20 protein-coding genes and 1 pseudogene are annotated in these 24,143 nt (G+C 71.1%); 12 read left to right on the top strand and 9 right to left on the bottom strand.

The genetic code is table 11. The annotated features are described in order from the left end of the window. Window positions 1-104: 104 nt before the first annotated feature. Together ACF09C_RS01555 and ACF09C_RS01550 are read right to left on the bottom strand one after the other, a co-directional pair. Entirely contained in the window at window positions 105-494 is a 390-nt protein-coding gene (locus ACF09C_RS01555; RefSeq protein ID WP_392087393.1) for a DUF6479 family protein, read from the bottom strand. Window positions 495-676: 182 nt separating this feature from the next. Further along, complete coding sequence (locus ACF09C_RS01550) at window positions 677-1,072, bottom strand: DUF427 domain-containing protein (RefSeq protein ID WP_392087392.1); 396 nt, start codon at window positions 1,070-1,072, stop codon at window positions 677-679. A gap of 35 nt (window positions 1,073-1,107) precedes the next feature. On the opposite strand from ACF09C_RS01550, the pseudogene ACF09C_RS01545 reads away from it, so the two are divergent. After that, window positions 1,108-1,638 (top strand): annotated as a pseudogene (locus ACF09C_RS01545) (SDR family NAD(P)-dependent oxidoreductase). Window positions 1,639-1,769: 131 nt separating this feature from the next. Further along, entirely contained in the window at window positions 1,770-2,345 is a 576-nt protein-coding gene (locus ACF09C_RS01540; protein WP_392087389.1) for a TetR/AcrR family transcriptional regulator, read from the top strand. Window positions 2,346-2,390: 45 nt separating this feature from the next. Here the strand turns inward: ACF09C_RS01540 and ACF09C_RS01535 are convergent, their stop codons facing one another. Both ACF09C_RS01535 and ACF09C_RS01530 read right to left on the bottom strand, forming a co-directional pair. After that, on the bottom strand, window positions 2,391-3,554 hold the full coding sequence (locus ACF09C_RS01535) for a class I adenylate-forming enzyme family protein (RefSeq protein WP_392087387.1): 1,164 nt from the start codon (window positions 3,552-3,554) through the stop codon (window positions 2,391-2,393). Between the two features lie 203 nt (window positions 3,555-3,757). Further along, window positions 3,758-5,968, bottom strand: coding sequence for a SpoIIE family protein phosphatase (locus tag ACF09C_RS01530; protein WP_392087385.1), 2,211 nt, complete (start codon window positions 5,966-5,968; stop codon window positions 3,758-3,760). Window positions 5,969-6,252: 284 nt separating this feature from the next. On the opposite strand from ACF09C_RS01530, the gene ACF09C_RS01525 reads away from it, so the two are divergent. The 3 genes from ACF09C_RS01525 to ACF09C_RS01515 all read left to right on the top strand — a co-directional run bounded on the left by ACF09C_RS01525 (window position 6,253) and on the right by ACF09C_RS01515 (window position 8,751). Beyond that, window positions 6,253-7,227, top strand: a complete 975-nt coding sequence (locus ACF09C_RS01525; protein ID WP_392087384.1) for an NAD(P)H-dependent flavin oxidoreductase — start codon at window positions 6,253-6,255, stop codon at window positions 7,225-7,227. A 49-nt stretch (window positions 7,228-7,276) separates the two neighbouring features. After that, window positions 7,277-7,903 (top strand): enoyl-CoA hydratase-related protein, encoded by a 627-nt coding sequence (locus ACF09C_RS01520; protein ID WP_392087381.1) that lies wholly within the window; start codon window positions 7,277-7,279, stop codon window positions 7,901-7,903. Between the two features lie 710 nt (window positions 7,904-8,613). Further along, a complete protein-coding gene (locus ACF09C_RS01515) occupies window positions 8,614-8,751 on the top strand; it encodes a hypothetical protein (RefSeq protein ID WP_392087379.1) in 138 nt (45 codons plus the stop codon). Between the two features lie 147 nt (window positions 8,752-8,898). On the opposite strand, the gene ACF09C_RS01510 is transcribed toward ACF09C_RS01515, so the two are convergent. Both ACF09C_RS01510 and ACF09C_RS01505 read right to left on the bottom strand, forming a co-directional pair. Beyond that, complete coding sequence (locus ACF09C_RS01510) at window positions 8,899-9,543, bottom strand: hypothetical protein (RefSeq protein WP_392087376.1); 645 nt, start codon at window positions 9,541-9,543, stop codon at window positions 8,899-8,901. Continuing rightward, window positions 9,540-9,701 (bottom strand): hypothetical protein, encoded by a 162-nt coding sequence (locus ACF09C_RS01505; protein ID WP_392087374.1) that lies wholly within the window; start codon window positions 9,699-9,701, stop codon window positions 9,540-9,542. Before ACF09C_RS01505 ends, ACF09C_RS01510 begins: the two co-directional genes overlap by 4 nt. A 124-nt stretch (window positions 9,702-9,825) precedes the next feature. Between ACF09C_RS01505 and ACF09C_RS01500 the strand changes: the two genes are divergently transcribed. Beyond that, complete coding sequence (locus ACF09C_RS01500; protein ID WP_392087372.1) at window positions 9,826-14,109, top strand: tetratricopeptide repeat protein; 4,284 nt, start codon at window positions 9,826-9,828, stop codon at window positions 14,107-14,109. Between the two features lie 42 nt (window positions 14,110-14,151). On the opposite strand, the gene ACF09C_RS01495 is transcribed toward ACF09C_RS01500, so the two are convergent. Then, window positions 14,152-14,733 (bottom strand): hypothetical protein, encoded by a 582-nt coding sequence (locus tag ACF09C_RS01495; RefSeq protein WP_392087370.1) that lies wholly within the window; start codon window positions 14,731-14,733, stop codon window positions 14,152-14,154. Window positions 14,734-15,491: 758 nt separating this feature from the next. On the opposite strand from ACF09C_RS01495, the gene ACF09C_RS01490 reads away from it, so the two are divergent. Together ACF09C_RS01490 and ACF09C_RS01485 are read left to right on the top strand one after the other, a co-directional pair. Beyond that, on the top strand, window positions 15,492-16,139 hold the full coding sequence (locus ACF09C_RS01490; protein ID WP_392087368.1) for a hypothetical protein: 648 nt from the start codon (window positions 15,492-15,494) through the stop codon (window positions 16,137-16,139). 577 nt (window positions 16,140-16,716) lie between these two features. Then, a complete protein-coding gene (locus ACF09C_RS01485; protein WP_392087366.1) occupies window positions 16,717-17,547 on the top strand; it encodes a thioredoxin domain-containing protein in 831 nt (276 codons plus the stop codon). Between the two features lie 311 nt (window positions 17,548-17,858). On the opposite strand, the gene ACF09C_RS01480 is transcribed toward ACF09C_RS01485, so the two are convergent. Then, window positions 17,859-19,811: an amino acid transporter gene (locus ACF09C_RS01480; protein WP_392087363.1), complete on the bottom strand. Its 1,953-nt coding sequence runs from the start codon at window positions 19,809-19,811 to the stop codon at window positions 17,859-17,861. 226 nt (window positions 19,812-20,037) lie between these two features. Here ACF09C_RS01480 and ACF09C_RS01475 point away from each other — a divergent pair, with 226 nt between their 5' ends. Genes ACF09C_RS01475 through ACF09C_RS01465 form a run of 3 tightly spaced genes read left to right on the top strand, consistent with a single transcriptional unit; the run spans window position 20,038 to window position 21,843 of the window. Then, entirely contained in the window at window positions 20,038-20,508 is a 471-nt protein-coding gene (locus ACF09C_RS01475; RefSeq protein WP_392087361.1) for a hypothetical protein, read from the top strand. 14 nt (window positions 20,509-20,522) lie between these two features. Beyond that, entirely contained in the window at window positions 20,523-21,170 is a 648-nt protein-coding gene (locus ACF09C_RS01470; protein ID WP_392087358.1) for a class I SAM-dependent methyltransferase, read from the top strand. Window positions 21,171-21,180: 10 nt separating this feature from the next. After that, window positions 21,181-21,843 (top strand): hypothetical protein, encoded by a 663-nt coding sequence (locus ACF09C_RS01465; protein WP_392087356.1) that lies wholly within the window; start codon window positions 21,181-21,183, stop codon window positions 21,841-21,843. Between the two features lie 54 nt (window positions 21,844-21,897). Here ACF09C_RS01465 and ACF09C_RS01460 read toward each other — a convergent pair whose 3' ends face one another. Further along, entirely contained in the window at window positions 21,898-22,869 is a 972-nt protein-coding gene (locus ACF09C_RS01460) for a helix-turn-helix transcriptional regulator (protein WP_392087354.1), read from the bottom strand. Between the two features lie 63 nt (window positions 22,870-22,932). Here ACF09C_RS01460 and ACF09C_RS01455 point away from each other — a divergent pair, with 63 nt between their 5' ends. Next, complete coding sequence (locus tag ACF09C_RS01455) at window positions 22,933-24,087, top strand: epoxide hydrolase family protein (RefSeq protein WP_392087352.1); 1,155 nt, start codon at window positions 22,933-22,935, stop codon at window positions 24,085-24,087. Window positions 24,088-24,143: the final 56 nt, after the last annotated feature.

Below are 24,143 nucleotides of genomic sequence, written 5' to 3'. Positions count from 1 at the left end.
GGAGCCGCCGTGCCGTGCGGGGCGGCGGGCCTTTGCGTGTGCTGACGGGAACGTGCTCGGCCATTGCGGTCGAGGGCGTGGGCCGCAAGCCCGCTCGCGGCGCGTCAGTCTCCGTGCCCGACGCCACCGCTGCCGAAGCCGCCGCTCGAGATGCCGCCCCACTTACGGCGTTCCTCGCTCGGAGGTTCGGGCGAGGTCTCGGAGCCGGTGGTGCCGCCTCCCTTGAGCTGATGCGGAGTGAGCCGGTGCTCTCCGTCGGTGCGGGGTACTTCGGCGGGCCGTCGGTACTCGGACATCTCGCCGGGGAGGCGGTCCGTCCGCGGACGGTGCGGCTGAGTCTCCGGGTCGGGCGGCGGCAGTTCCTTGTCCCTGACCCTCGTGCCGAGGACGAAGGCGCCGATGATGACGAGCCCACCGATCACCTGCGCGAGCCCTGTCTGCCAGACGCCGGCTGTCTCCGTCAGAGCGTCTGCCGCGATTGCGTGTGCACTCACTGCTCACCTCTGTGGGGGGAGGGAGGAACGGGAACCTCGCGGGTAGGGTGCGGGCTCCTGTCGCCTCGTGATGGGAGAGCGAACCTGCCGGCTTTCTCTGGCCCCTGTTTCGGCCGACGCGCGTGCTGTGGATGCAGCGGATCGGGCGATCGCTCCTGAGGGCCCAGGTCTGTCGCCCCATCTCACCAGCCGGACGTTCCTCCTTCGCCTTTGAAGGGGCCGAGTATCTCGTTCGTGATCCATCCGCCGTAGAAAGCACCGGCCTGTGCCCGCACCTTCTCGCCGCCGACCGTGCAGAGATCGACCTTGCTCGCGTAGAAGGCAAGATGGAAGGCGATCCCTGCGTAGCCCGGGTCGGGCATCTCGTAGCTCCAACAGACGTCGCGGACGGTTTCGCCTCCGATGTCGACGTTCCAGTACGTGGCGATTCCCTTCCACTCGCGGCGTGTGGTCCGTGCCGACCGCGACAGCAGGTCCGTCCGCACGTCGTCTCTCGGTACGTAGAAAGCCGGGGGGTGACTCGTTTCCAGAACTCGCAGGCAGTCATGCGAGTCGGCCAAGGGCACTCCCCGGTGCACTACGGTCGCCCGCCGCGAGTCAGGCGTTACACGCGGTGATCACCGGCCGCAAGCCGGACGCGCTGGCCGCGGCCGTCGCCGCGCTCGGCGGTCCCGACCGCGCGCTCGGTGTCGCCGGCCACGCCGCCGACACCGCCCACCAGGAAGAGGTGATCGCGAAGGCGGTCGACACCTTCGGCGGCGCCGACCTGCTGGTCAACAGCGCGGGCATCAACCCGGTGTACGGGCCGCTGATGGAGCTCGACCTCGACGTGGCCCGCACCGTCGTCGAGGTCAACGCCCTGGCCGCGCTGTCGTGGGTCTAGAAGGTGCACAAGGCGTGGCTGTCCGGCCGCGGCGGTGCGGTCGTCAACGTGGCCTCACTCAGCGGCATCCGGCCGGAACCCGGCATCGGGATGTACGGCGCGAGCAAGGCGATGCTGATGCATCTCACCAAGGAGCTGGCAGTCGAGCTGAGCCCGCGCGTCCGCGTCAACGCGGTCGCGCCGGCCGCCATGGGCTTCTCCGTTCCGTTCGGCGCGCTTGCTCGGTTGGTTAAGTGGATGTCGATACGAGTTCGAGTTTAAGGAGTTCCCGAGGCGTGTCAATACGCGCGGAAGGGGGAGGCGGCGTCGTTCGGCTGATACGATCTCGAATCGTGTTCGATAAAAATGCGACAAGCCGGACTCCGGCTCGCCCAGCGGCCCAGCGCCGCGGGATGGAGCGCAGGAAGGCCATCCTCGACGCCGCCGAGGCGCTGCTCGCCGAGCAGGGGTACGAAGCCGCCACCCTGAAGGCGACCGGCGAGCGGGCCGGCATCCCGATCGCCTCGATGTACCACTACTTCGCCGACCGGTACCAGGTCGACGCCGAACTGCTGCAGCGGCACCTGGGCGAGCTGGACCGGCTCATCGGCCTCGCCCTGGCCGAACCCAGGGCGCAGACGCTGCGCGAGGCCGTCGACGTCATGATCGACCTGCTCCTCGGTTACATGCGCGGCCATCGCAGCTGCACGGAGCTGTGGTTCGCGGGACGCCAGCACGCCGCGCTCGACGAGATGGTGCGCGCCTTCGACGAGGCTCAGGCGGAACGGCTCTGGCGCCACCTCGTCGACCAGCGCCTCGTGTCGGCCGACACGCCCCTGCTCGCGCTGCTCCTCGCCTTCGAGGCGGCCACCCGGCTCTTCGACAGCGCGTTCCGGCGCTCGCCGGCCGGGGACGACGCCACGATCGACGAGGCGCGCCGCATGGTCACCGCGTACCTGGAGACCTACGGCTCCGAAGCGACGGGGTGACCGCGACCGGCCCGCACGGGCCGCCGGCGGGCTCGCGGGCGGACGTCAACACAGCGGATCGCCCCACCGCACCTGCTCGCGCAGCCGGTTCTTCAGCAGCTTCCCTCCTGCATTGCGCGGCAGCGCCTCGCCGACGACCGTGGCGTACTGCGGCACCTTGAAGTCGGCGAGCCGCTCCCCGCAGTGTGCGATCACCGCAGCGAGATCCAGCTCCGCCCGGTCGACGAAGAGTACGGCTCCGACCTTCTCGCCCATGACGTCGTCCGGCACGGCGAGGACGGCGGCGTCGGCGACTCCGGGGGCGGAGAGCAGCACCCCCTCGACCTCGGCGCTGGAGATGTTCTCGCCGCCGCGGTTGATGATGTCCTTGATCCGGTCGACGATGTGCACGCGCCCGGCCGCGTCGACCCGGACGATGTCCCCGGTGTGCAGCCATCCTCCGGTGAATGCCTCCGCCGTCGCCTCCGGCCTGCGCCGGTAGCCGGTCGTCACCGTGACCCCGCGGACCACCAGCTCGCCCGTGCAGGGGTCGTCGCCGATCGGGACGACGCCGAGTTCCACCGACGGCACCGCGTAGCCCACGGAGTCCGCGTGCTCGGCGGCGTCCCGGTCCGGCAGGACGGTGATCAGCGACGCCGTCTCCGTCATGCCGTACCCGTTGATCACCGTGGCCGCCGGAAAGGCGTCCTTCAGGGCGCGCACGAGTGACGGCGCGATCGGGGCGCCGCCGTACGCCAGCCAGCGCACCCCGGAGACGTCGGCACCGGCGAAGGCCGGGCGGCGCAGCAGCAGGGAGTACACCGCGGGCACCGTCACGAGGAACGAGATCCGTTCCTCCGTCAACGCCGCCGCGAGGCGCGGCAGATCGAGCGTGGGCATGATCACCGATGTGCCGCCGAGGACGGCGGCGACGACGAACTGCGCGTTGCAGCCGGTGACATGGAAGAGCGGCACCGAGACCAAGGTCCGCAGCTCGGGGCCGGCGTCCCGGGGGATGCCGAGGCAGCGGATCAGGTTCTCGGCGTTGGTCACGAACGCCTCGTGCGTGGTCGGCACCCCCTTGGGGCGCCCGGTCGTGCCCGAGGTGTAGAAGAGGGCGGCCACGTCGGTGGGGTCGGGGTCCGGGGCGACGAACGGATCGCCGTCCGGCAGCGGGGCGCCCTCCGGCAGGTCGACCTTCACACCCGCGTCGGCGAGGACCGCCTCCACCTCCTGCGGCGCCGACCGGGTGTTGACAGGCCACGGCGATCCCGCCGACGAGCACGGTGCCCCAGAAGGCGAGTGCCCAGTCCGTGCCCGCCTCGTACCGCACGGAGACCCGGTCCCTCGATGAGGCCGACTCGCCCCCTGGCCCGGCGGGCCTCGCCGGCCTACGGAGGGCCCCGCCGGGGCCGTCGGGGGCCGTCGAACGCCTACGGAAGCGGCTGCTCGGCCCAGATGGTCTTGCCCTCGCGGCCGGGTCGCGTACCCCAGCGCGCGGCGAACTGGGCGACGAGCAGCAGGCCGCGGCCGCCCTCGTCGAAGGTCCTGGCCCGGCGCATGTGCGGCGCGGTACTGCTGCCGTCGAACACCTCGCAGGTCAGGGACGAGTCGAGGACGAGCCGCAGGAGGATGGGGGGCTTGCCGTACCGGATCGCGTTCGTCACCAGCTCGCTGACGATGAGTTCCGTGGTGAAGGACAGCTCGTCAAGGCCCCACGCGCCCAGCGTGTCGGCGCAGAAGCGACGCGCCCCCGACACCGCGGCGGGGTCGGACGGGAGGTCGAGTGTGGCGACGTGGCCGGGGTCGAGTGCCCGGGTCCGCGCGACCAGGAGGGCCACGTCGTCGGCGGGGCGTGCCGGGAGCATCGTGGCGAGCAGCCGTTCACAGACCTCGTCCGGCGAGGCGGAGGCCCGTGACGCCTGTGCGAGGGTGTCGCTCAGCAGCGTCAGAGAGGCGTCGAGATCGCGCGTACGGCTCTGGATGAGGCCGTCCGTGTACAGCGCCAGCAGGCTCCCCTCGGGCAGCTCCCAGCGGACGGTCTCGAACGGCAGGCCCCCGAGTCCCAGCGGCGGGCCGATGGGTAGCTCCGGAAGGTCCGGAAGCTCCGGCGGCTCCGGAAGGTTCGGCAGCTCCGGCGGTTCTGGCAGCTCCGGCAGCTCGGGAAGGCCGGCCGGTGCACCGCCGGCCGCAGGGGGCGCCACGGCCGGAGGTACGTGCCCGGCGCTGGCGAGGGAGCAGAGGCGGGTGGCGGGGTCGTAGACCGCGTACAGGCAGGTGGCGCTGATCTCGCCGTCCTCGTGGGCCTCCTCCCGCTGGAGGCGGATGACCACGTCGTCCAGATGGGTGAGCAGTTCGTCGGGCATCAGGTCGATGTCGGCGAAGGCGCGCACGGCGGTCCGCAGGCGGCCCATGGTGGCGGCCGCGTGCAGCCCGCGGCCGACGACGTCGCCCACGACGAGGGCGACCCGTCCGCCGGACAGCGGGATCACGTCGTACCAGTCGCCGCCCACGCCGGCCCGTGAGCCGCTCGGGAGGTAGTGGGCGGCCGTCTCGACGGCGGACTGCTCCACCGGGCGCTGGGGCAGCAGGCTGTGCTGGAGCGCGAGAGCGGTGGTCCGCTCATGGGTGTACCGGCGGGCGTTGTCGAGGTACACCGCCGCTCTGCCGGCGATCTCCTGCGCCAGCAGCAGGTCGTCGTCGTCGAACGGGGCAGGGGTGCGGTGGCGGACGAACTGTGCGAGGCCCAGGGTGGTTCCCCGCGCGTACAAGGGCAGCAGCAGGACCGAGTGGAAGCCGAAGCGGAGCGGGTCGGGCGGTGCGAGCCAGCGCGGAACGTCCGAGTCCGAGACCCGCAGCAGCTGGGGCAGCCCGGTGGCCAGCGCCTCCGCCGGTGCCGACTCCGGTGCGTAGGCGTGCTCTTGACCGGTGGCGACGGGGGAGTCGGGGCAGCCGTCCAGGGCGGAGCGCTGGGCGACGCGGCGCAGCACCGGCGCCTCCGTCGGAGGATGGGCCTCGCCGCCCTGGAGGACGTGCACGAGCAGGTCGACGGTGACGAGGTCGGCGAAGCCGTCGGCGCCGACCTCCGCCAGCTCCTCGGCCGTGCGCGTGGTGTCGAGGGTGGTCCCGATCCGTCTGCTCGCCTCACTGGTGATCATGAGCCTGCGCTGTACCTGCCGGTCGCGCACCTCCTGATAGGTGGCGACCACCTGCTCCGAGTTGAGGTCGACGTATGCGAATCCGGTCTCGATCAGCCGGATCGTCGCGGTGTTGGCCAGTTGCTGGTCGTCGGTGAGTCGTGTGACCTCTTCCTGGAGCAGCCGCAGCATGTTGACGTGCCCGATGCGGTAGGCGCGGAGCAGCGTGCTGAGCGGTACGCCCGCTTCGGCGAACCGGCGGGCGACCTCAAGGGCGGCGGGAGGCGCCTGGACCTCGGTGACGTCGCGACCGTGCTCCAGGGCGTCGAGGAAGGCGGCGACGTGGGCGGCGGTCTCCTCCAGCGCGCGCCGGGCGAGGTCCTCGTGCTGCCAGAGCCCGGGAAGTTCCTCGCGCAGTCGCTCCATCACGAGAGCGACCCACTGGTCCGAGCGCGTCCCCCGTTCGTGTGCCAGGCGGCCGAGGAAGGCGGAGACGTCCTTCTCCATGAAGGAAACGTATCCAAGGGCCCGGTCGCTCGCCTGTCCGAGCGGCGGGCGCGGGGCTGGCGGCAGGCCCGGCGTCTCCACCCGTGGAGGGTGCGCCGGTCGATCGGGGTGGGCCGGGGCGTCGCCGGGACCTTGACAGTTCCTCACCGCACGACTCTAAACTCAAACTCGATTCGAAATCGATTCTCGCTGTCGGCCCGCCACGCCGATGCGACACGAGGTCGCCGTGCGACTCCCGCACGGCGACGGCGGAAGAACGGAGAGGGCCCTGGCCGGCCTTGATCATGATCTCGACGACCTTCACCGAGCTGTTCGCAGTGGACCACCCGATCGTCTGCGGCGGCATGACCGGCGTGGGCACCGCGGAACTCATCTCCGCCGTGGCCGAGGCGGGTGCCCTCGGGTTCCTCACGGCACTCACCCAGCCCACGCCGGAGGCGCTGACGAGGGAGATCGCGCGGTGCCGTGAGCTGACCGACCGGCCCTTCGGCGTGAACCTGACCGTTCTGCCGACCCTCAAGCCGGTGCCCTACGCGGAGTACCGGGCGGCGATCATCGAGAGCGGCATACGGGTCGTGGAGACGGCTGGCGGCAACCCGGTCGAGCACGTGGCCGACTTCAAGGCCAACGGTGTCAAGGTGATCCACAAGGCGGTGGCCGTGCGGCACGCCCTCAAGGCGCAGGCGCTCGGGGTCGACGCGGTCAGCATCGACGGCTTCGAGTGCGCGCGGCACCCGGGCGAGGAGGACATCCCCGGCCTCGTGCTCATCCCCGCCGCCGTCCGGCGGCTGGAGATCCCGGTCATCGCCAGCGGCGGCTTCGCGACCGGCGACGGCCTCGCCGCAGCCCTCGCGCTCGGCGCCTGCGCCGTGAACATGGGCACCCGCTTCGTCGCGAGCGCCGAAGCGCCGGTGCATCGGAACGTCAAGGACCAGATCGTGGCGAACGACGAACGAGCCACCCAGCTGGTCTTCCGTGAGTTCGGGAACACCGGCCGCGTCGCGCGCAACGCGATCTCCGAGGAGATCGTCGCCCGCTCGCAGCGACCCGGGGCGGCCTTCGAGGACATCGCCGAACTGGCCTCCGGTGTCCGGGGCCGTACCCGCGTGCTCGAACAGGGGCACATGGACGACGGCCTGTGGTGGGCCGGTCAGGCGCAGGGGCTCATCGAGTCGGTCGCCACCTGCCAGGAGATCGTCAGCGGCATCGTGGCCGACGCCGAGAAGGCCATCGGCAGGCTCGCCGACCTGCGCGGATGAACCCCGCCGCACCCACCGCCCTCACCCACCGGGCAGGAGCGAGCACGTCATGACCTGGACCACCCTCCGCCACCGCGTCGACGACGGCGTCCTCACCGTCACCCTGGACCGACCGGACCGACCGGACCGCCTGAGCGCCTTCACGCCGACCATGGCCGGCGAACTCGAACGGACCTTCGCCGAGGTGAACGACAACGACGACGTACGGGCCGTCATCGTCACCGGCGCGGGCAAGGCGTTCTGCGCCGGCATGGACCTCGGCTCGAACGGCAACGTCTTCGGGCTCGACGAGTCCCGCACCCCCACGCTCGCCGACATGGACGATCTGAACAGTCCGGACATCAGCCGGGTCAGGGACACCGGAGGCCGGGTCACGCTGGCGATCCACGGCTGCCGCAAGCCGGTGATCGCCGCGATCAACGGCCCCGCCGTCGGGATCGGCGCGACCATGACGCTGGCGATGGACGCGCGGATGATGTCGACGACCGCGCGCTTCGGCCTCGTCTTCGGCCGGCTCGGCATCACGCCGGAGGCCGCCTCGACCTGGTTCCTGCCCCGCCTCGTCGGCCTGCCCAAGGCCCCATGGACCTGCTCTACTCCGCTGAGATCCTCGACGCGGAGGCCACGGCGGCCGTCGGCCTCGCGCACGCGGTCCACGAGCCCGACCGCCTTCTGAAGGAGGCCCGCGCGCCGGCGGACCGCTGGACGCTCGGCCGCTCACGCGTGGCGACCGCGCTGACCCGTCAGTTGACCGTCCGCAACGCGAACCTCGAACGCCCGCAGGACGCCCATCGGGTGGAGTCCCTTGCGATGTTCTACTCCAGCATCGGCGACGGGGCCGAGGGGGTGTCGGCCTTCCGTGAGAAGCGCGCCCGCGCTTCACGCGGCCCGCGTCCGCGATGCCGCCGTTCTACGACGAGTGGATCGCCGCCGCCGACAACGGCTGAAGGGCGCCGTGCCGGTCGGGGCGCCTTTCAGACCTGCTCCCACCACCGCAGTGCCAGGACGAGGCCCTTCTTGGCGGAGCACCCGAACCTGTGCCCTCTGAGCGAGAACCAGACGGAGGCGAGCGCGGCCGTCGAGGCGGTCGCGCCGACCGATGGCGATGCCGATCGTCCAGGAGAGGAAGAATCCGAGGAGCAGGGCGGGTATGAGCATGATCAGGCCGCCGACGGCCGCCTCACGGAGCACGCGCTTCCAGCTCGCTCTGTGCCACGCGCGCGCTCGGCCGGAGTACCCCTCGAGGGGGACGTGCCGTGTGGTGCCGCATGCTTCCGTGCTCATCACGATCGCTCCCGGGGGTGTGCGCGGGGCAGACTGTTCTGGAATTCGCACTCGAATCCGAATCGGGTTCGAGTGTACTGTCGGTCGGCGAGGAGCTGCCAAATGGACGATCACCCCATGGACCGCGCGAACGAGCGCTGGAAGCTGAAGGGCGTCGCCTGGCGCGTGTTCTTCTACGTCCTCGGCACGTACGCGTTCCTCAACGTGGTGGGGCTCCTGAGCGCGCACGCGCAACGCTGAGACCCGCGGGTGCAACCGCCCAGACCCGCGGGTGCAACCGCTGAGACCCGCGGGCGTGTCCGCAAGGGCCGGGCTCGTCATCGCGAGGGCGGTGTCGGGGCCCGCGTCCGCGCGTCCGCGGGCTCGGCCCGGAGGCGTCGGGCCGGCTCAGCGTCCCGTCGCGCCGAGGAACACCACCGCGCCGACGATCACGAGCACGGCGGAGAGGAAGGTGTGCCGTCGCGCCCTGCGCAGCTTCTCCCGCACGATCCAGGCGTGGGCGGTCGCCAGCAGCCAGCGCACGTACGGGTCCGTCCGCGCGATGTTGCGATGGGCCGTGGCCAACCCCTGCTCCAGTGCGGTCCGTTCCGCCGCTCCGGCGGTCGCCAGCCGCCGGGAGATCTCCGTGGCGACCCGGCGATGCCGCAACAGACCCTCGACGTCGGTGGCCGCGGAGCCGAAGTAGAAGCCGGGCGCCGCGTCGAACCGCTCGCGCAGCTTGTGCAGGGCCGGTGACGTGAGGACCTCGGGCGTGGTCAGTGGCGGTACGAGCACCTCGCTGGTCCGCCACATCGCCCAGGCGATGCCGAGCAGGGCCACGAACAGGCCGCCGCCCGCCCAAGCGGCGTGCGCCCAGTCGTCGATCCGCCCGACGGCGAGCAGCGGGCCGCCGCCGAGCAGCAGCGCGCCCACCGCCCCGGTGGACGCCAGGGTCCATCGAGCGGCCTCCCGGCTGTCGGCGACCGAGTCCAGCGGCGAGGGCAGGGCGTTGAGGACACCGGCGCCGGGGTCCCCGGCCACCGGAGTGCTCACGGGGAGTCCCCCCGGATCACGAGGCCGAGGGGCCCGGGATCGTCGTCCTGCAGGTCCACGTACGGCGCCCACACCTCTCCGTCGAAGTACTCGAGGAGGCCGGCGTCGTTGACCCGCACCGCGTTCGGCTGCGGGGGCTCCACCGGAGTGTCCGTCATGAACTCAGTATGGCCGGAACGGCAGTTGGCGTCACCATGGAACAGGGTACCGGTGGGGTGACGGCGCACGGCGTACGTACATGGCGCACGGCGCACGGTGAGGCGGGACGGGGCGGGGGCGCACGTGATCAGGCTGGACATCGGCACCACGAGCGTGCGGTGCGACATCGGGGGAGTCACCACCGCGCAGACACCGAAGGCGGAGAGCCAGCGCACGGCGGATCTGCTGTGGCGGTTGCGCAGGGCCCCCTCCGACGACCTGCTGCGGGAGGTGGGGGTCGCGCTGTCGGACCGGTTCCTTGACGGCCCCGTCGGCCGGGCGCTGTCGGCGGAGCTGCGCCGACCGGGCCGCCACCGGGTCGGCGTCGACGTGACCGATCCGACGGTGGCGGACCTGCCCTGGGAGACGCTCGTTCCGCCCGGGCGGGAGGTCCCGCTGGCGCTCGATCCCGGCGTCGACCTGTACCGGACGACGCGGCGCACGGGCGAGCCCGCCCCCGCCGAGGCCGGCGGCCCCCTGCGGATCGTCGCCGCGGTCGCCGCCCCCGACGACAGCTCGGGTGACCTTCTCGACTACGAACGGGAATGGGCGAGGATCCTGGACGCGGTGGAGCCCGGTCGACGCTGGGGCCACCGGGTACGGGTCCTGGAGTGGGGCAGCACGGCGGCCATCCGCTCCGCGCTCGACGCCGAGCCCTGCGACGTCCTGCACATCTCCTGCCACGCCCGACCAGGCGCCCTGCTCCTGGAGACGCCCACGGGCGAGGAGGACGCGGTGGACGCGGGCCGCTTCGTACGGGACGTCCTGCCGTCCGGCGGCGAGGTGCCGCTCATCGTGCTGGCGGGCTGTTCCACCGCGCTGGAGGGACAGGAACAACTGCCCGGTCTGGCCAGGAGCCTGCTGGACCACGGGGCCCAGGCCGTACTCGCGATGAACGGCGCCGTCAGCGACGACTACGCCATCGAACTGTGCGCGCGCCTGTACGAGGGGCTGGCGCGCCGCCCGGACGGGGACCTGCTGACCGTCTTCTCCGAGGTGCGCCGGGAACTCGCGTGCGAACGGCGGCCCGTTCCCGAGTGGGCGACGCCCACGCTGTTCCTCGCTGATCCGGAGTTGCGGCCGGGCGGCGGCCCCTCTGCCGGGCCGCGCGCCGCCCACCCTCTGGACGCCCCCGGCACCAACCCCGCCCCCTCCCGGGATCAGGCGGTCGTGGCCGACGGCACGGTCCGGGCACGGCACGACTTCGTCGGCCGCCGAAGGACCCTGCGGAAGCTGGCCGGCAGCGAGCCGAGGGTACTGCTGCACGGCATCGGGGGCATCGGCAAGACGAGCCTCGCCGCCGAACTGGTCCGCCGTTTCACGGCGACCGCGCCGGACGGTGTCGTGGTGGCTGTCGCCGGTGAGACGACCGTCGACACGATCATGGAGCAGCTGCGCCGCCGGCTGACTGCCCACTGCGCCAGGAAGGGGCTCGACGAGACCCATCCTCTGCGCCAGTGGGTGATCGCCCTGCACGAGCCCGGAGGTGACTGGCGGGAGCTGCTCGGGGCGCCCGCGCGGGACGCCGTACCGCTCCTGCTCGTCCTCGACGACGCCGAGGACAATCTGGACGCGGAGCACCACCTCGCCGACGCGGAGCTCGCGGAGTTCCTCCAGGTCTGGGCGGAGCGCCACAGCACCCTCGTGACCAGCAGGCATCCCTTCCCGATCGCGGGTGTCCAGCACCTTCATCTCGGGGCGCTGACCTGGCAGGAGACCCGGAAGCTGATCTGGCGCCTGCCCGGAGTCGACGCCCTGCCGTCGGCCGAACGGGCGCAGGTGTGGGCGCGTCTGGGCGGTCATCCGCGGTCCCTGGAGTACCTCGACGCGCTGTTGCGCGACGACTCGGTCCGCTTCGACGAGGTGAGCGCACGCCTGGGGGCCGCGGCCGCACGGGAGAGCGTTCCGGGCGGAGGTCTGGCGCGGAAGGTGGACGAGACCGGGGCGCAGATCGCGCAGGACGTGCTGCTGCCGGAGCTGCTCGCCAGGCTCGACGCTCTCCCCTCGGCGCGGCGATTGCTCCTCGGCGCGGCCGTGTACCGGCTCCCGGTGGACCTGACGGGGCTCGGATGGCAGCTGGCGGACGCGCCGGAGGACCTGTCGGGCGCGACGGACCCGTCATGTGTGACCGATCCGTCCGGTGCGACGGACCCGTCATGTGCGACCGACCCGTCGGCGGAGGTGGACACGTCGGCGGAAGTGGACTCGTCGGCGGAGGTGGACCCGTCGGCGGCGACGGAGCCGCCGGACGAGCCGGACGCTCTGAACGAGGCCCTGGCACGTCTCCTGCACCTCGGGCTCATCGCACCCGCAGGCGACGGCTATCTGGTGCACCGCTGGACCGCCGAGGCGCTCGCGCGCGTCGCCGGACCGGAGTCGCTGACCCGCGCCCACCGCAGGGCGGGCGCGTACTGGGCGTGGCGGTGCGGCACGACGTCGGCACAGGACACCTACATCGGCTACGCGCTGGAGGCGCGGTTCCACGAACTGGCCGGCGGCCGGGTGGAACGGGCTCTCGACCGCACGGAGGAGGCCTGCCGCGAACTCGACCGGAGCGGTCAGTGGGCCCGGGAGGAGCGGCTGCGCCGGGAGGCGCTGGCGATGGCCGCACCGGGGTCGCTGGCCGCCGCCGGGTTCCTCTCGGCGCTCGGCGGCCTGGACGCCCGCCGCGGGCGGTACGTGCGGGCCGAGGGCCGATACCGGGAGGCGATGTCCCGGTTCGCGGAGCTGGGGGAGGACGCCCTGGTCGGCGGTGTGCTGCACAACCTGGGCCTGCTCGCCGAGCACCGGGGGGACCACGACGAGTCCGAGCGGCTGTACCGGGAGTCGATGGCGATCTCGGAACGCGTGGGGGAGCGCGCCCGGGTGGCCATCAGCCTGCACCAACTCGCCCACCACGCCAGCCGCCGGGGCGACGACCTTCTCGCGGAGCGGCAGTACGTCGAGGCGCTGGGCATCTGCGAGGAGCTGGGTGACCTCGAGGGGATCGCTGCCGCCCAGCACCAGATCGGCATCCTGGCCTTCCGCGCGAAGGACTACGAGAAGTCGGAACGGTGCACGCGCGTCGCGCTCTCCCACCACATCACCCTGGGAGACCGGCTCAACGAGGGAAACGGCCGGTACAGGCTGGCGAAGATCGCTCTGGCCCGTTTCGACCACACGACGGCACACGCGCATGCGAGGGCGGCCCTGGAGATCTTCGAGACGATCGGGAGCAGTGCGAGCGTCGCCGAAGGCTGCGAACTGCTCGGCGAGATCTCGCGGGACCTCGGGGACCTGGCCTGGGCGGAGACGTGCTTCGCACGCGCGAGCGCCGTTTTCGAGGCGCTCGGCGAGCGGGGGCATCTCGCGGCGTGCAACCGCAAGCTCGGCCCCGTACGAACGGTTCGTGGGCGGGCCGAGGAGGCGGTGCCGTGCACCCTCCAGGCCTGGCTCGAGGACCAGCGGGATCCGAGCGGTCGCCGGGACCTCGACTGGCTCGCCGTCCAGTGCATGGAACTCGGTACGGGCACCTTCGACCGGACCGTGCGACGGCATGCCGACGCCCGGACCGCGGACCATGTCGTCGACCTCACCGTGCGGTACATCCGGATGCTCGAATCCGAGCGGACTCCTTCGACGTTGGGCACCGCCTACGTGCAGCTCGCCATCTCGGAGGGCAGGCGGGACGCGTACGGCACAGCCCGGATGCTCCTGCTCCGCGCGCTGCCCGTGTGCGAGGCGGCCGGATACACCGAGGCCGTCGCCAAGTGCCATGAAGACCTGGGGCTCGTGAACCTGAGTACCCGCCACCTGGAGGCCGCCGAGCGGAGCTACCGGGCCGCGCTCACGCTCTTCGAGCAGCTGGGGAACGAGGCCAACCGGGCCGTCGTGCTCCACCAGCTCGGCCAGGTCTGCCAGGAACGGGGCGCCTACGCGGAGGCGGAGGAGTACTTCCGCGCGTCGGTGGCCGTGAAACGGAGGCTGGGCAACCGGGCGGGCGTCTCCAACAGTACGTTCCACCTCGGCCGGGTGGCCCAGCTGCGGGGCGACCTGGAGATGGCCGAGCGGTGCTACCGCGAGTGCCTCGCCATCGACGAGGCGGCGGGCGCCTGGAAGGAGGTGGCGCTCGACTACGGCGAGCTGGGCAACCTCCGCGCGGAACAGGGCCTTCCGGAGGAGGCCGTACCGCTGATGGTGCGGGCGCTCTCCCTCAACCAGCAGGTCAAGTCGGACAACGTGGTCCGCAACCTCACGGCCCTGCGCCGACAGCGTGACGCGCTCGGCGAGGAGGAGTTCACCCGCTTACTGCACCGCCACCTCGACCATCAGTCGGTCGCGGCCGTCCTCTCCCTCACAGCCACCCTGCCGACAACCAGAACCTCTTAGTCTGCAGGCTTCCGCGACGTCGGTTCCGTCGCCGGATCGGGGTCATGTCCGTGGACCGTGAACCTCCAGGACGACCGCAGTGCCGGCCGCGTCTCGGTCTTCGTGCATGGTGATCTCCTGACCGGGCTGGACGTGCGTCCAGTGGGATGGAGTGAGCGGCACCAGGCGCACCGTGGCGCGCCCACCGGGCTCCAACACGGGCATGTTCTCAACCCAGAGGCCGGCGATGCTGACCGCATGTCCACCGGTGGGCGAGCGGAGTCCGATGTTCCACATGGGTCGAAGAACACCGGCGGCGGAGATCGGTGTCGTGCGCCGCGTCTCGGCGGCGGGGCGGAGCGTCAGCTCCGCTCGGATCACGCCATTGCGGAGCTCAGAGCATCGCCAATGGCACCAAGCCGCACTCCGTTCCAACTGGAGCTGATCAGCCGCCTCGGCGAGCTTCTCCCAGAACGCCAGAGGGCACGGGGGAGCACCCCCCAACTCCTCCAGCAGCCCCAAGGCGACCTCCCACTCGTCGTGGACGAGGTAGTCCCAGACGTCTCGCACCGTGATGTCGTTCGCGGTGGCGGTCTCTTCCGGAACCAGCAGGGAAGCTGCTTCGAGCAGCTCAGGGACGTCCATGGGCTCATTGTCGACGACGTGAAGTGCCGCCCCGGCTCCAAGTGTCAGACCCTGCGCATATGGTGCGAGCGAGGGATGGGGCCGGTACCGAGGCCACCAGCACGGGAGAACGGCAGCCTCCCTGGTCTGCTCGGGGGTGGTTTCGGCCCAACCAGCGTCCAGGCATCGTCGAGGGCCACGAGCGCAGCCCGACAGCCCGGCCCCATCTCGTCCGGCGTCCTGGGCCCACAGCGCAGGAGCTGCCTCTCGTGGACGCGCGGCTGGGCGGGACCCATGCGCGGGAACGCATCACGAACGACTCCCCTCCCGACCAGGCCGCCGTCGTTCCGTTGCTCTCCACGTACATCTGCCGAAACGCGCCGACTCCTACGGCCGCAACGCCGGCCCGCCGGCATCGGCGAAAGCCATGAATTCGCTGTCTCGGCACCGCACCGAATTCGACGGAAGTATCCCGCCTCCACGTTTGCCCGGATCGCCGGGGCGGTGTACGTCGTCATGCCGGACGGAGAGGCATGGTTCGCCAACTCATCTGTCGACGCTTGGCTTGGGCCGGAGTTCCTGGATCGATGGCTCCCTTGATGTCGGCCAGGCCGTCCTGATCCGCTGGCCCGATTGATGCATGTCGGACCGCTGACTGGCCCCTCTACCCTGGGCGCATGGTGGATGAGGGGGACTTCCGGGTCGGTGACGTGTTGTCGGTCGCTTGTCCTTTCACGGCCGCCAGGGTCGAGCAGGGAGTCACAGGGGACCATGTGTCGGTGCGATGGCCGTGGTGGGACATCGACAGGGCCAACGAGTTCGCGCACTGGAACGGGATCGTCGCCCTTGGCGTCACCGATGGCCGTGGCGTCGCGCCCGAGGTGGAGGCCGAGCTGTTTCGGACCGACCCTCCGGCCGCACAGTTGAAGGCGGGAGACGTCTGCCGGGTCGGCGTGCCCACCACCGTGGTGCACGTGACGGCTGTCCAGCACCACGATCCTCCGCTGGAGACCGCCTGGCTTCCGCATCCCACCCGGACCGTGACTGTGCTGCGCCGGGGGTTGTCCTACCGCGAGTTCCCGGACGAGAGCCATCTCGACGGCTCCGGGTACACCCTTCACCCTGGCGATGGGATCCCCTTCACCTTCGTACGGTTGATGCGTCCGTACGCGTCTCTCCACCTGGGCGACGAGGTCGCCGACGCTGCCGGACGGGCATGGCGGTTCGACGGTCCCTGGGACTGGAGCGCCTTCGACGGAGAATCGGCCGGTTCGGGCCCCGAGTGGCCACTCGTCCTGCTCACCCGAGCGGGCAGGCCGTGCTCCGTCGAGGACGCGGAGGCGGTGGCGGCGAGTACAGCGAGCGGTTCGCACACGGAGACGGTCCGCGAGTGGATGTCACTCACAGAGGCCTCGCCCACACCCTGACCCACTGGGCCGAGCTCGCCGCCTTGCGTGTGGGGCGTTGATGACGCCGATGAGGACCGAAGCGAGGGCCAGCGGGACGATGGCGTACAGGACGGCTTGCCCAAGTGCCGTCAGGGGCCTTGCTCACCGCCCAGCCCGGTGAGTTTGAGGGCTGGGCTGATACCGGAGCGGTTTGTTCTCGCCGTAGAGGGGTTCGCTCTACCCGCAGGCCCGATCGGCGTCCAAATCCCGAGCTGTGCGGGGCAAGGGGGGACCAATGGCCCTCCTGGCAGGGGCGATCGGCGGGATTTCGCGCCGTGGCCCCTTGCTAGCTTGAGAGAATGTCCGGAATGCGGTGGATGGTCTTTGCGTGCGCGGCGAGCGTCCCTCGTTGCGTGCTCAGTTCTGGCGACCACGTCGCAGGTGTGGACAGCACATGCCCTGCCGCGGACCCACGCGCCCTTCCCCGACCGTCCGGGCTGCCGGCATGACGTTCTGCGCGGGGAGTCACGTCCCCGCATCCGCCCACCGATCCGCCGTGGCGCGCACCTGCCGGCACCCCCGGCGCGGGCGGCCCACACCGGAGGAAGAACACCGCATGAGCAGCAAGAAGACGACCGTCCGCGAGTCCCACGTGGCCCGCAAGCCCTCGCGGGCGACTCCCCGCGAGCGGTTGCACGCCGAGCGCCAGGTCAAGGCCGGCCGCGCCCGGCGGCGCAGGCGCGTCCTGACCGCAGGCGGAGCCGTCGTCGCCCTCACCCTCGCCGTCGGGGCCGGTATCGCCATCGGCGCCGGCGGCAGCGGAGCGGACGTGGCCGAAGGCAAGCCACTGGTCGTACCTGCGAACGCCACCGGCAAGGACGGCACGCTCATCACCGTCGGCAGGCCGGACGCGCCCACGACCCTCGAGGTGTACGAGGACATGCGCTGCCCCTCCTGCGCCAAGTTCGAGCAGAAGCTCGGCCCCACGCTCAAGAACCTTGCCGACTCGGGCAGGGCGAGGGTCGACTTCCACATGGCCGCGTTCCTGGACGAAAGCCTCGGCGGCAAGGGATCCAAGACCTCGCTCGCGGCCCTGGGCGCCGCGTTGAACGAGAGTCCGGACAAGTTCAGCGCCTTCCACGCGGTGCTGTACGCGGCCCATCCGAGGGACGAGACCGATGACGTCTTCGGCAGCACCGCCAAGCTCCTCGACCTCGCTGACAAGGTCCCCGGGCTGCGTACCCCGTCCTTCAACAAGGCAGTGAAGGAGGGCACCTATCTGCCCTGGGCGGCCAAGGTCGCCGACGCCTTCTACGACAGCGACGTGTCCGGCACGCCGACGGTGAAGGCCAACGGCAAGAAGCTCACCGTGATCGGCGAAGACGGTCAGGCCGTCAGCCCGCAGGACTTCACCCGCCAAGTGGACGCCGCCGCCAAGGCGAAGTAGGCGCCGGTCCTGTTGGTGTCCGTGATATCCGGCGATCTGGTTGAACGTGTCGGTGGCGAGTACGCCGCCCAGTCGATCGCCGCCCTGACGTCGGCCTCCCGTGACGCCTGCTCCCCCCTCCGGAGTGTCCGAAGTAGGCGCCCACGGCGAGGACGACCGGCACGCGCGCCCTCGGGCAGCCGCTCCGACGGCAGGACGTCAGCGTGCAGTTCGGTGTCGGAGCCGTCCTAGGACGGTCACCCGGAGGACGACGACGGGCGCCGGCGCGCGCGGCGACCAGTGACCTGCCTGCCCCTGCACGAGGCCGTGCCTCAGCCGACGTGGACGCGGGGGCGACGCGTCCGGTCGGGTTCCGCTTCGCGGAGGACTTCGCGGGTGACCGGGGCGACCTCGCCCTGGCCGAGGAGGAAGAAGCGGAAGAAGTTGGCGAACGGGTGACCCTCGGTCCACTCGAAGTAGATGTGCGGGCGGGTGCCGGTGAGGTCGCGGGCCTGCAGGAGGAGCGCGGCCAGGGCGTTGGGGACGGAGGAGCTCTCCACCGTCAGCACCCGGTAGCGGCCGTGCATGACCTCGCCCCGGACGGTCAGGCCCGCCTCGAATTCGGACGGGTCGGTGACGGTGACCTCGACGAACACGAAGTCGTCGGAGGTCGGCAGGTCGTTGTCGGTACGGATCTGCTCGATCTTCTCGCGGTACTCGGCGACGTCCCGGTGGTCGGGCTCGTTGGCGATGAACCGGGGGGTGCGGTGGGAGATGTCGCGGATGAAGCGTTCCGCCATGTTGTCCAGCTCGACGTGCGTGACACGGAGCTCGAAGGCCCGGCCCAGGCGGGAGAGCAGCGAGATGAGGATGATGCCTGCGATGAAGCAGGCACCGATCTTGACGCCGTCGGGCCGCTCGATGATGTTCACGACGGTCGTGTACAGGAAGACGGCGGAGATGACGCCGAAGCCGATCGTCCAACCGCGCTGGCCGGCCTTGCGCGCCGCGATCGTCACGGCGATGGCCGCGGAGCAGATCAGGACGAGGACGCCGGTGGCGTACGCGCCGCCCTGCGCGTCCACGTCGGCGTCGAAGATCCATGTCACCAGGAACGCGACCAGGGTGAAGACGATGACCATGGGGCGCACCGCGCGGGCCCAGTGCGGGGCCATGCCGTACTTGGGCAGGTAGCGGGGCATGAGGTTCAGCAGGCCCGCCATGGCGGAGGCTCCCGCGAACCACAGGATGAGGATGGTCGAGACGTCGTAGACCGTGCCGAAGGTGTTGCCGAGGTACTCGTGCGCGAGGTAGGCGAGCGCGCGGCCGTTGGCCTCGCCGCCGGGCTCGAACTCCTCGTGGGGGATGAGGACCGTGGTGATGAAACTGGTGCTGATCAGGAAGACGCTCATGATCAGCGCGGCGGTCGTCAGCAGCTTCTTCGTGCCCCGGATGCGGCCGGCGGGCTTCTCCTCCGTGTCGCCCGGCTCGCCCTCGACGTGCGGCATGACGGCGACACCGGTCTCGAAACCGGACAGGCCGAGCGCGAGCTTGGGGAAGACGAGCAGAGCCACGCCGATCATGGCGAAGACATTGCCGTGCTCTGCGGTCAGCGCGGTCGTCCAGTCCGTGACGACATGCCCCTCGGTCAGGACGTGCCACACGCCGGCCACCACGACGACCGTGTTGAGCGCGAGGTAGACACCGACGAGGACGGTGGCGACGCCGATGGCCTCCAGAAACCCCTTGAGGAACACCGCGCCGAGCAGCGCGATCAGCACCATGGTGATCAGGACCTGCTTGTCGTGCAGTGTCTCGGCCAGGTGCGGGTTCTCCACCAGGTGGGTGGAGGCGTCCGCGGCGGAGAGGGTGATCGTGATCAGGAAGTCGGTCGCCGCGAAGCCCAGCAGGGTCAGGACGAACAGCTTGCCCTTCCAGAAGGACAGCAGCCGGGACAGCATCGCGATCGAGCCCTCGCCGCGCGGGCTCTCCTCGGCCACCCGCCGGTAGACCGGCAGTGCGCCGGCCAGGGTCACGATGACGAGCACGATCGTCGCCACGGGGGAGAGCAGCCCTGCCGCCAGGGCGGCGATGCCTGGCTGATAACCGAGGGTGGAGAAGTAGTCGACACCGGTCAGGCACATCACCCGCCACCACGGCTGACCCTTGTGGGCGGGCTCCGTCTGCGCCTTCGGGGCGGATGGGCGGCCCTTGCCCATGTCGGACAGCCCCTCCAACATCCACGCGCGCAGTCGTCCGGTGGGCGCTTCGTCGGTGGGGGCCATCGCGAGGTGCTCCTGGTGTGCTGCGGGGGTCGATTTCCGGCCGTTGCGGCAACGGCCGGGCCAGCGTAAGGAACGGGTGAGGCGTCAGCCCCGGCAGAAGCGCAAAGAAAACGTCAAGATCCCTCCCTGGAGCCTTGTGCGTGCCGCCGAACGCGCTGGCGGGGGCCCCTTTCCGCTGTGGTGTCCCGCTGATCAACGCCGCCTGGGTGCTCTCGGCGAGGCCGCGGTGAGCGGCCTGGTGACGCCCGACGCCGTGCTCGTCGACCGGACGACCCTTGACGTCTTCGAGGAGCTGTACGGGGAGCCCCGCGACGTCGAATGGGCCCGTGCGGAGGGAGTGTTCGGTATCCTCCAGGCACGCCCCGTCACCACCGAGGTCCCGCCCGCGCCCGAGGTCCGGAACGCGAGCCTCGGCACCGACTCGCTGTGGACCGGGGCCGACCTCGGCGAGGCGGTACCCGACATCACGACGCCTGCCACCTGGTCGTTCGTCCGGCGGTTCATCGGCGACGTGAGGGTCGGCGCGACCCTTCACGGGCGTCCCCTGTACGGCAACCTCGGCGGCCGCTTCTTTCTGATCGGCGCCGACCCCTTGGCCGGGCTGCCTGCGGGCTCCGACCTCCTGTGTGACCTCGACCGTACGGCCGGCCGACCGGCGATGCTCCCCCGCGCGGACCTCGCACGCGAGTCACGGTGAGTAGGGTGGCGCGCATGGTCGACCACGATGCCCTCACCGCCACCCGCGAGGCGTACGACGCCGTCGCCTCCACCTACGCCCGGCTGTTCAGCGACTCGTTGCGTGACAGCGTCCTGGACCGGGCGATCCTGGGGGCCTTCGCCGAGGCCGTACGGGAGACGGGCGACGGTCCGGTCGCGGATCTGGGCTGTGGTCCCGGCCATGTCACCGCTCACATGGCGGAGTTGGGACTCTCGGCGTTCGGGGTCGACGCCTCCCCGGCGATGGTCGAGCTGGCTCGGCTGGCCCACCCCCGGCTGCGGTTCGACGTGGGTGCGATGGCAGCGCTCGACATCGCCGACGGCGCGCTGGGCGGCGTCCTGTCACGGTGGTCCATCATTCACACCCCGCCACGCGAACTCCCCGGCACTCTGCGGGAGTTCCGGCGTGTGCTGGCACCGGGAGGCCATCTGCTCCTCGGCTTCTCGGCGAGCGAGGACGCGTCCCACCCGACACAGGTCTTCGACCACACCGTCGCGCCGGCCTATCGGTGGTGGCCGGACCACCTTGCCGAGCTGCTGCGCGAGTCCGGGTTCGCCGAGGTGGCCCGGCTGGTGCGCGAGCCCCGCCCCACCGACCGAAGGCAGTTCCGGGAGGTCCATATCCTCGCCCGCCTTGCGTAGGGTCGGGACCATGGACACCGACAACACCGCACTCACGGAGCGGACGGCCACCGCCTGGCAGCAGTTGACCGCATGGCTGCGCGAGCACGCCCCCACCTCGTACGCCTCGATCCTTCCGCCGGCCCCCGTCGCCGAGGTCGAGGAGGCGGAAGGCCGCCTCAGGCAGAACTGCGGATTCGGCCTCCCGCCCGAACTGGTCGCCCTCTGGGGCCTGGCCGGAGGCGTGCGGCAGCTCGACATCGAGGAGTGCGACGAAGAGGGCGAGGTGGCGACCGGGGCCTTCCTGCCCCACGGGGTGCTGCTCACGCCCGAGCAGTCGATCCGGCCCCGGCTCTACGGTCTCGACGCCCACGGCAAGGACTACTGGGACGGCGCCGAGTGGGCGGCCCCCTTCGGGAACTACATCGAGGCGACCGACGTCGGTCTCTATCTGTCGGCCGACGGCCTCGGCAAGTGGCGGAGCTACGAGGGCCTGTTCATGGAGGCCCCGCTCTTTCCGTCGATCGCCGCGTACCTGGAGTCCGTCGTCCGGACGCTCCGCGAGGGCCCGGCCGACCTGATGGGCCCCGAAGTGCCCGGCATCGTGTACGGATGCCTCGTCTGGGAGGACCCGAGGTATCCGACGCTCGACGAGACGCTCCCCGACTGGCGGCCCGTCCACCCGGTCCACTAAGGGCTGTCAACGGGCGGCCTCGCATCGTGGACCGCGCGCCGGCATCGTCACCGGCTACGACGAGGTCGATGGGTGCTGATCCGTCGCGCTGGTGAGCCGGGTCGCCAGCGTCTTGATGTGCTCGACAAGTTCGGGGGGTTCGTGCACGTGGAAGTCGAAGCCCTTGGTCGTCACGTAGATGGCCAGCTCGTCCAGCGAGTCGGATCCGGCCCGCAGAGTGCAGCTGTGCTCGTCGATCGGTTCCAGGGCCGCGGTGGTGGGGGCGATCCGTTCGGCTGCGGTCTCGGCGTTGACGTGCAGGGTGAACCTGGCCTGGTAGCGGTAGGCCGACGTGGAGATCGCCCGTGAGGTGTAGGCGCTGAGATCGGGGTCCGGCGGGGTGCGCGGGGTGAACCGGGGGCCGGTGGGTGTGCGTGGGGCGATGCGGTCGACGCGGTAGGTGCGCCAGTCCTCGCGGTCGGCGTCCCAGCCGATGAGGTACCAGCGCCGGCCGGTGTGCACCAGGCGGTGGGGCTCGGTCGTGCGGATGCTGGTGGTGCCGTCGTGGGTGCGGTAGTCGAAGCGCAGGCGCAGCGAGTCGCGGCAGGCGGCGGCGATGGCGGTGAGGGTGCTCGGGTCGACGGTGGGGCCGGTGTTGGCCATCGGGACCGTCATCGACTGCAGGGCGTTGATCCGGTGGCGCAGCCGGGAGGGAAGTACCTGCTCGAGCTTGGCCAGGGCCCGCACCGAGGTTTCCTCGATGCCGGTGATCGAACCGTTCGTGGCTGTGCGCAGGCCCATCGCGACGGCGACCGCTTCGTCGTCGTCGAGCAGCAGCGGTGGCAGGTCCGCGCCGGCGCCCAGTCGGTAGCCGGCGGTGCCGGCGGTGGCCAGCACGGGGTAGCCGAGGTCGCGCAGCCGGTCGATGTCGCGGCGCACGGTGCGCGGAGTGATCTCCAGCCGCTCGGCCAGTTCGGCGCCGGACCAGTCGCGTCGGGTCTGCAGGAGCGAGAGCAGTCGCAGTAGCCGTGTCGAGGTTTCCCACATGGTGTGAAGTCTGCCATCGGCCTAGGACCGGATCTGTCCTAACCGGCTCCTAGGGTTGTGGGCATGGACAACAACAGCGCGATCCGGCCTTTCACCATCGACATTCCCCAGGCCGACGTGGACGACCTGAGGGGTCGGCTTGCCAGGACCCGGTGGGCCGCGGACCTGCCCGATGCCGGCTGGAGCCGCGGGGTGCCGGTGAGCTACCTCAGGGGGCTGGCCGAGTACTGGCGCGACGGCTACGACTGGCGCGTCCACGAGCGGGAGCTGAACTCCTACCCGCAGTTCACCACCGAGATCGACGGGCAGGACATCCACTTCCTGCACGTGCGCTCGCCCGAGCCGGACGCGCTGCCGCTGATCCTGATCCACGGCTGGCCCGGCTCGATCGTGGAGTTCCTGAACGTCATCGGCCCGCTGACCGACCCCAGGGCACACGGCGGCGACCCGGCGGACGCGTTCCACCTGGTGATTCCGTCGATCCCCGGCAGCGGGTTCTCCGGGCCGACCCGCGAGGCAGGTTGGGACACCAACCGGGTGACCAGGGCGTTCGCCGAGCTGATGAACCGGCTCGGCTACGACCGCTACGGTGCTCAGGGCGGCGACACCGGCGCGGTCATCTCCCCGGGACTCGGCCGCCTCAATCCCGACAAGGTCGTCGGCGTGCACGCGAACGGGCTCGCCGCGTTCACCGAGGTCGACCCGGACGAGGTGGGAGAGCTGACCGAGACCGAGCGGGCGCGGCTGGAGACCCTGCGGTACCTGGAGACCGAGCAGTCCGGCTACGCGATGATCCAGATCAGCCGGCCGCAGACCCTGGCGTACGGCCTGCACGACTCCCCGGTCGGGCAGTTGGCCTGGATCGTGGAGAAGTTCAAGGAGTGGACCGATCCCGCTGCCGAACTGCCCGAGGACGCGGTGGACCGGGATCTGTTGCTCACCAACGTGATGCTGTACTGGCTGACCGGCACCGCCGGGTCCTCGGCCAACAGCTACTACGAGACCGCCCATGCCGGAGCCTGGGGCGCCAGTGAGCGTTCCACGGTGCCGACCGGGGTCGCGGTGTTCCCCACGGACGTGTCGATCCGGCGCACTGTCGAGCTCGAACACACCGTGGTGCACTGGTCCGAATTCGACCGCGGCGGCCACTTCGCCGCCATGGAGGCCCCCGACCTGCTCGTCGGCGACGTGCGGGAGTTCTTCCGCCAGCTGCGCTGAAACCGCCGCGGCGCCGACCTCGCCAAAAAAGCCACGGCAGTGCCCACCCCGGGTGA

This window comes from Streptomyces sp. NPDC014870 (genome assembly GCF_043081505.1).
GTDB lineage: Bacteria > Actinomycetota > Actinomycetes > Streptomycetales > Streptomycetaceae > Streptomyces.
Note: the sequence above shows the minus strand (reverse complement) of the source record. Positions and strands in the feature narration are given on the sequence as shown.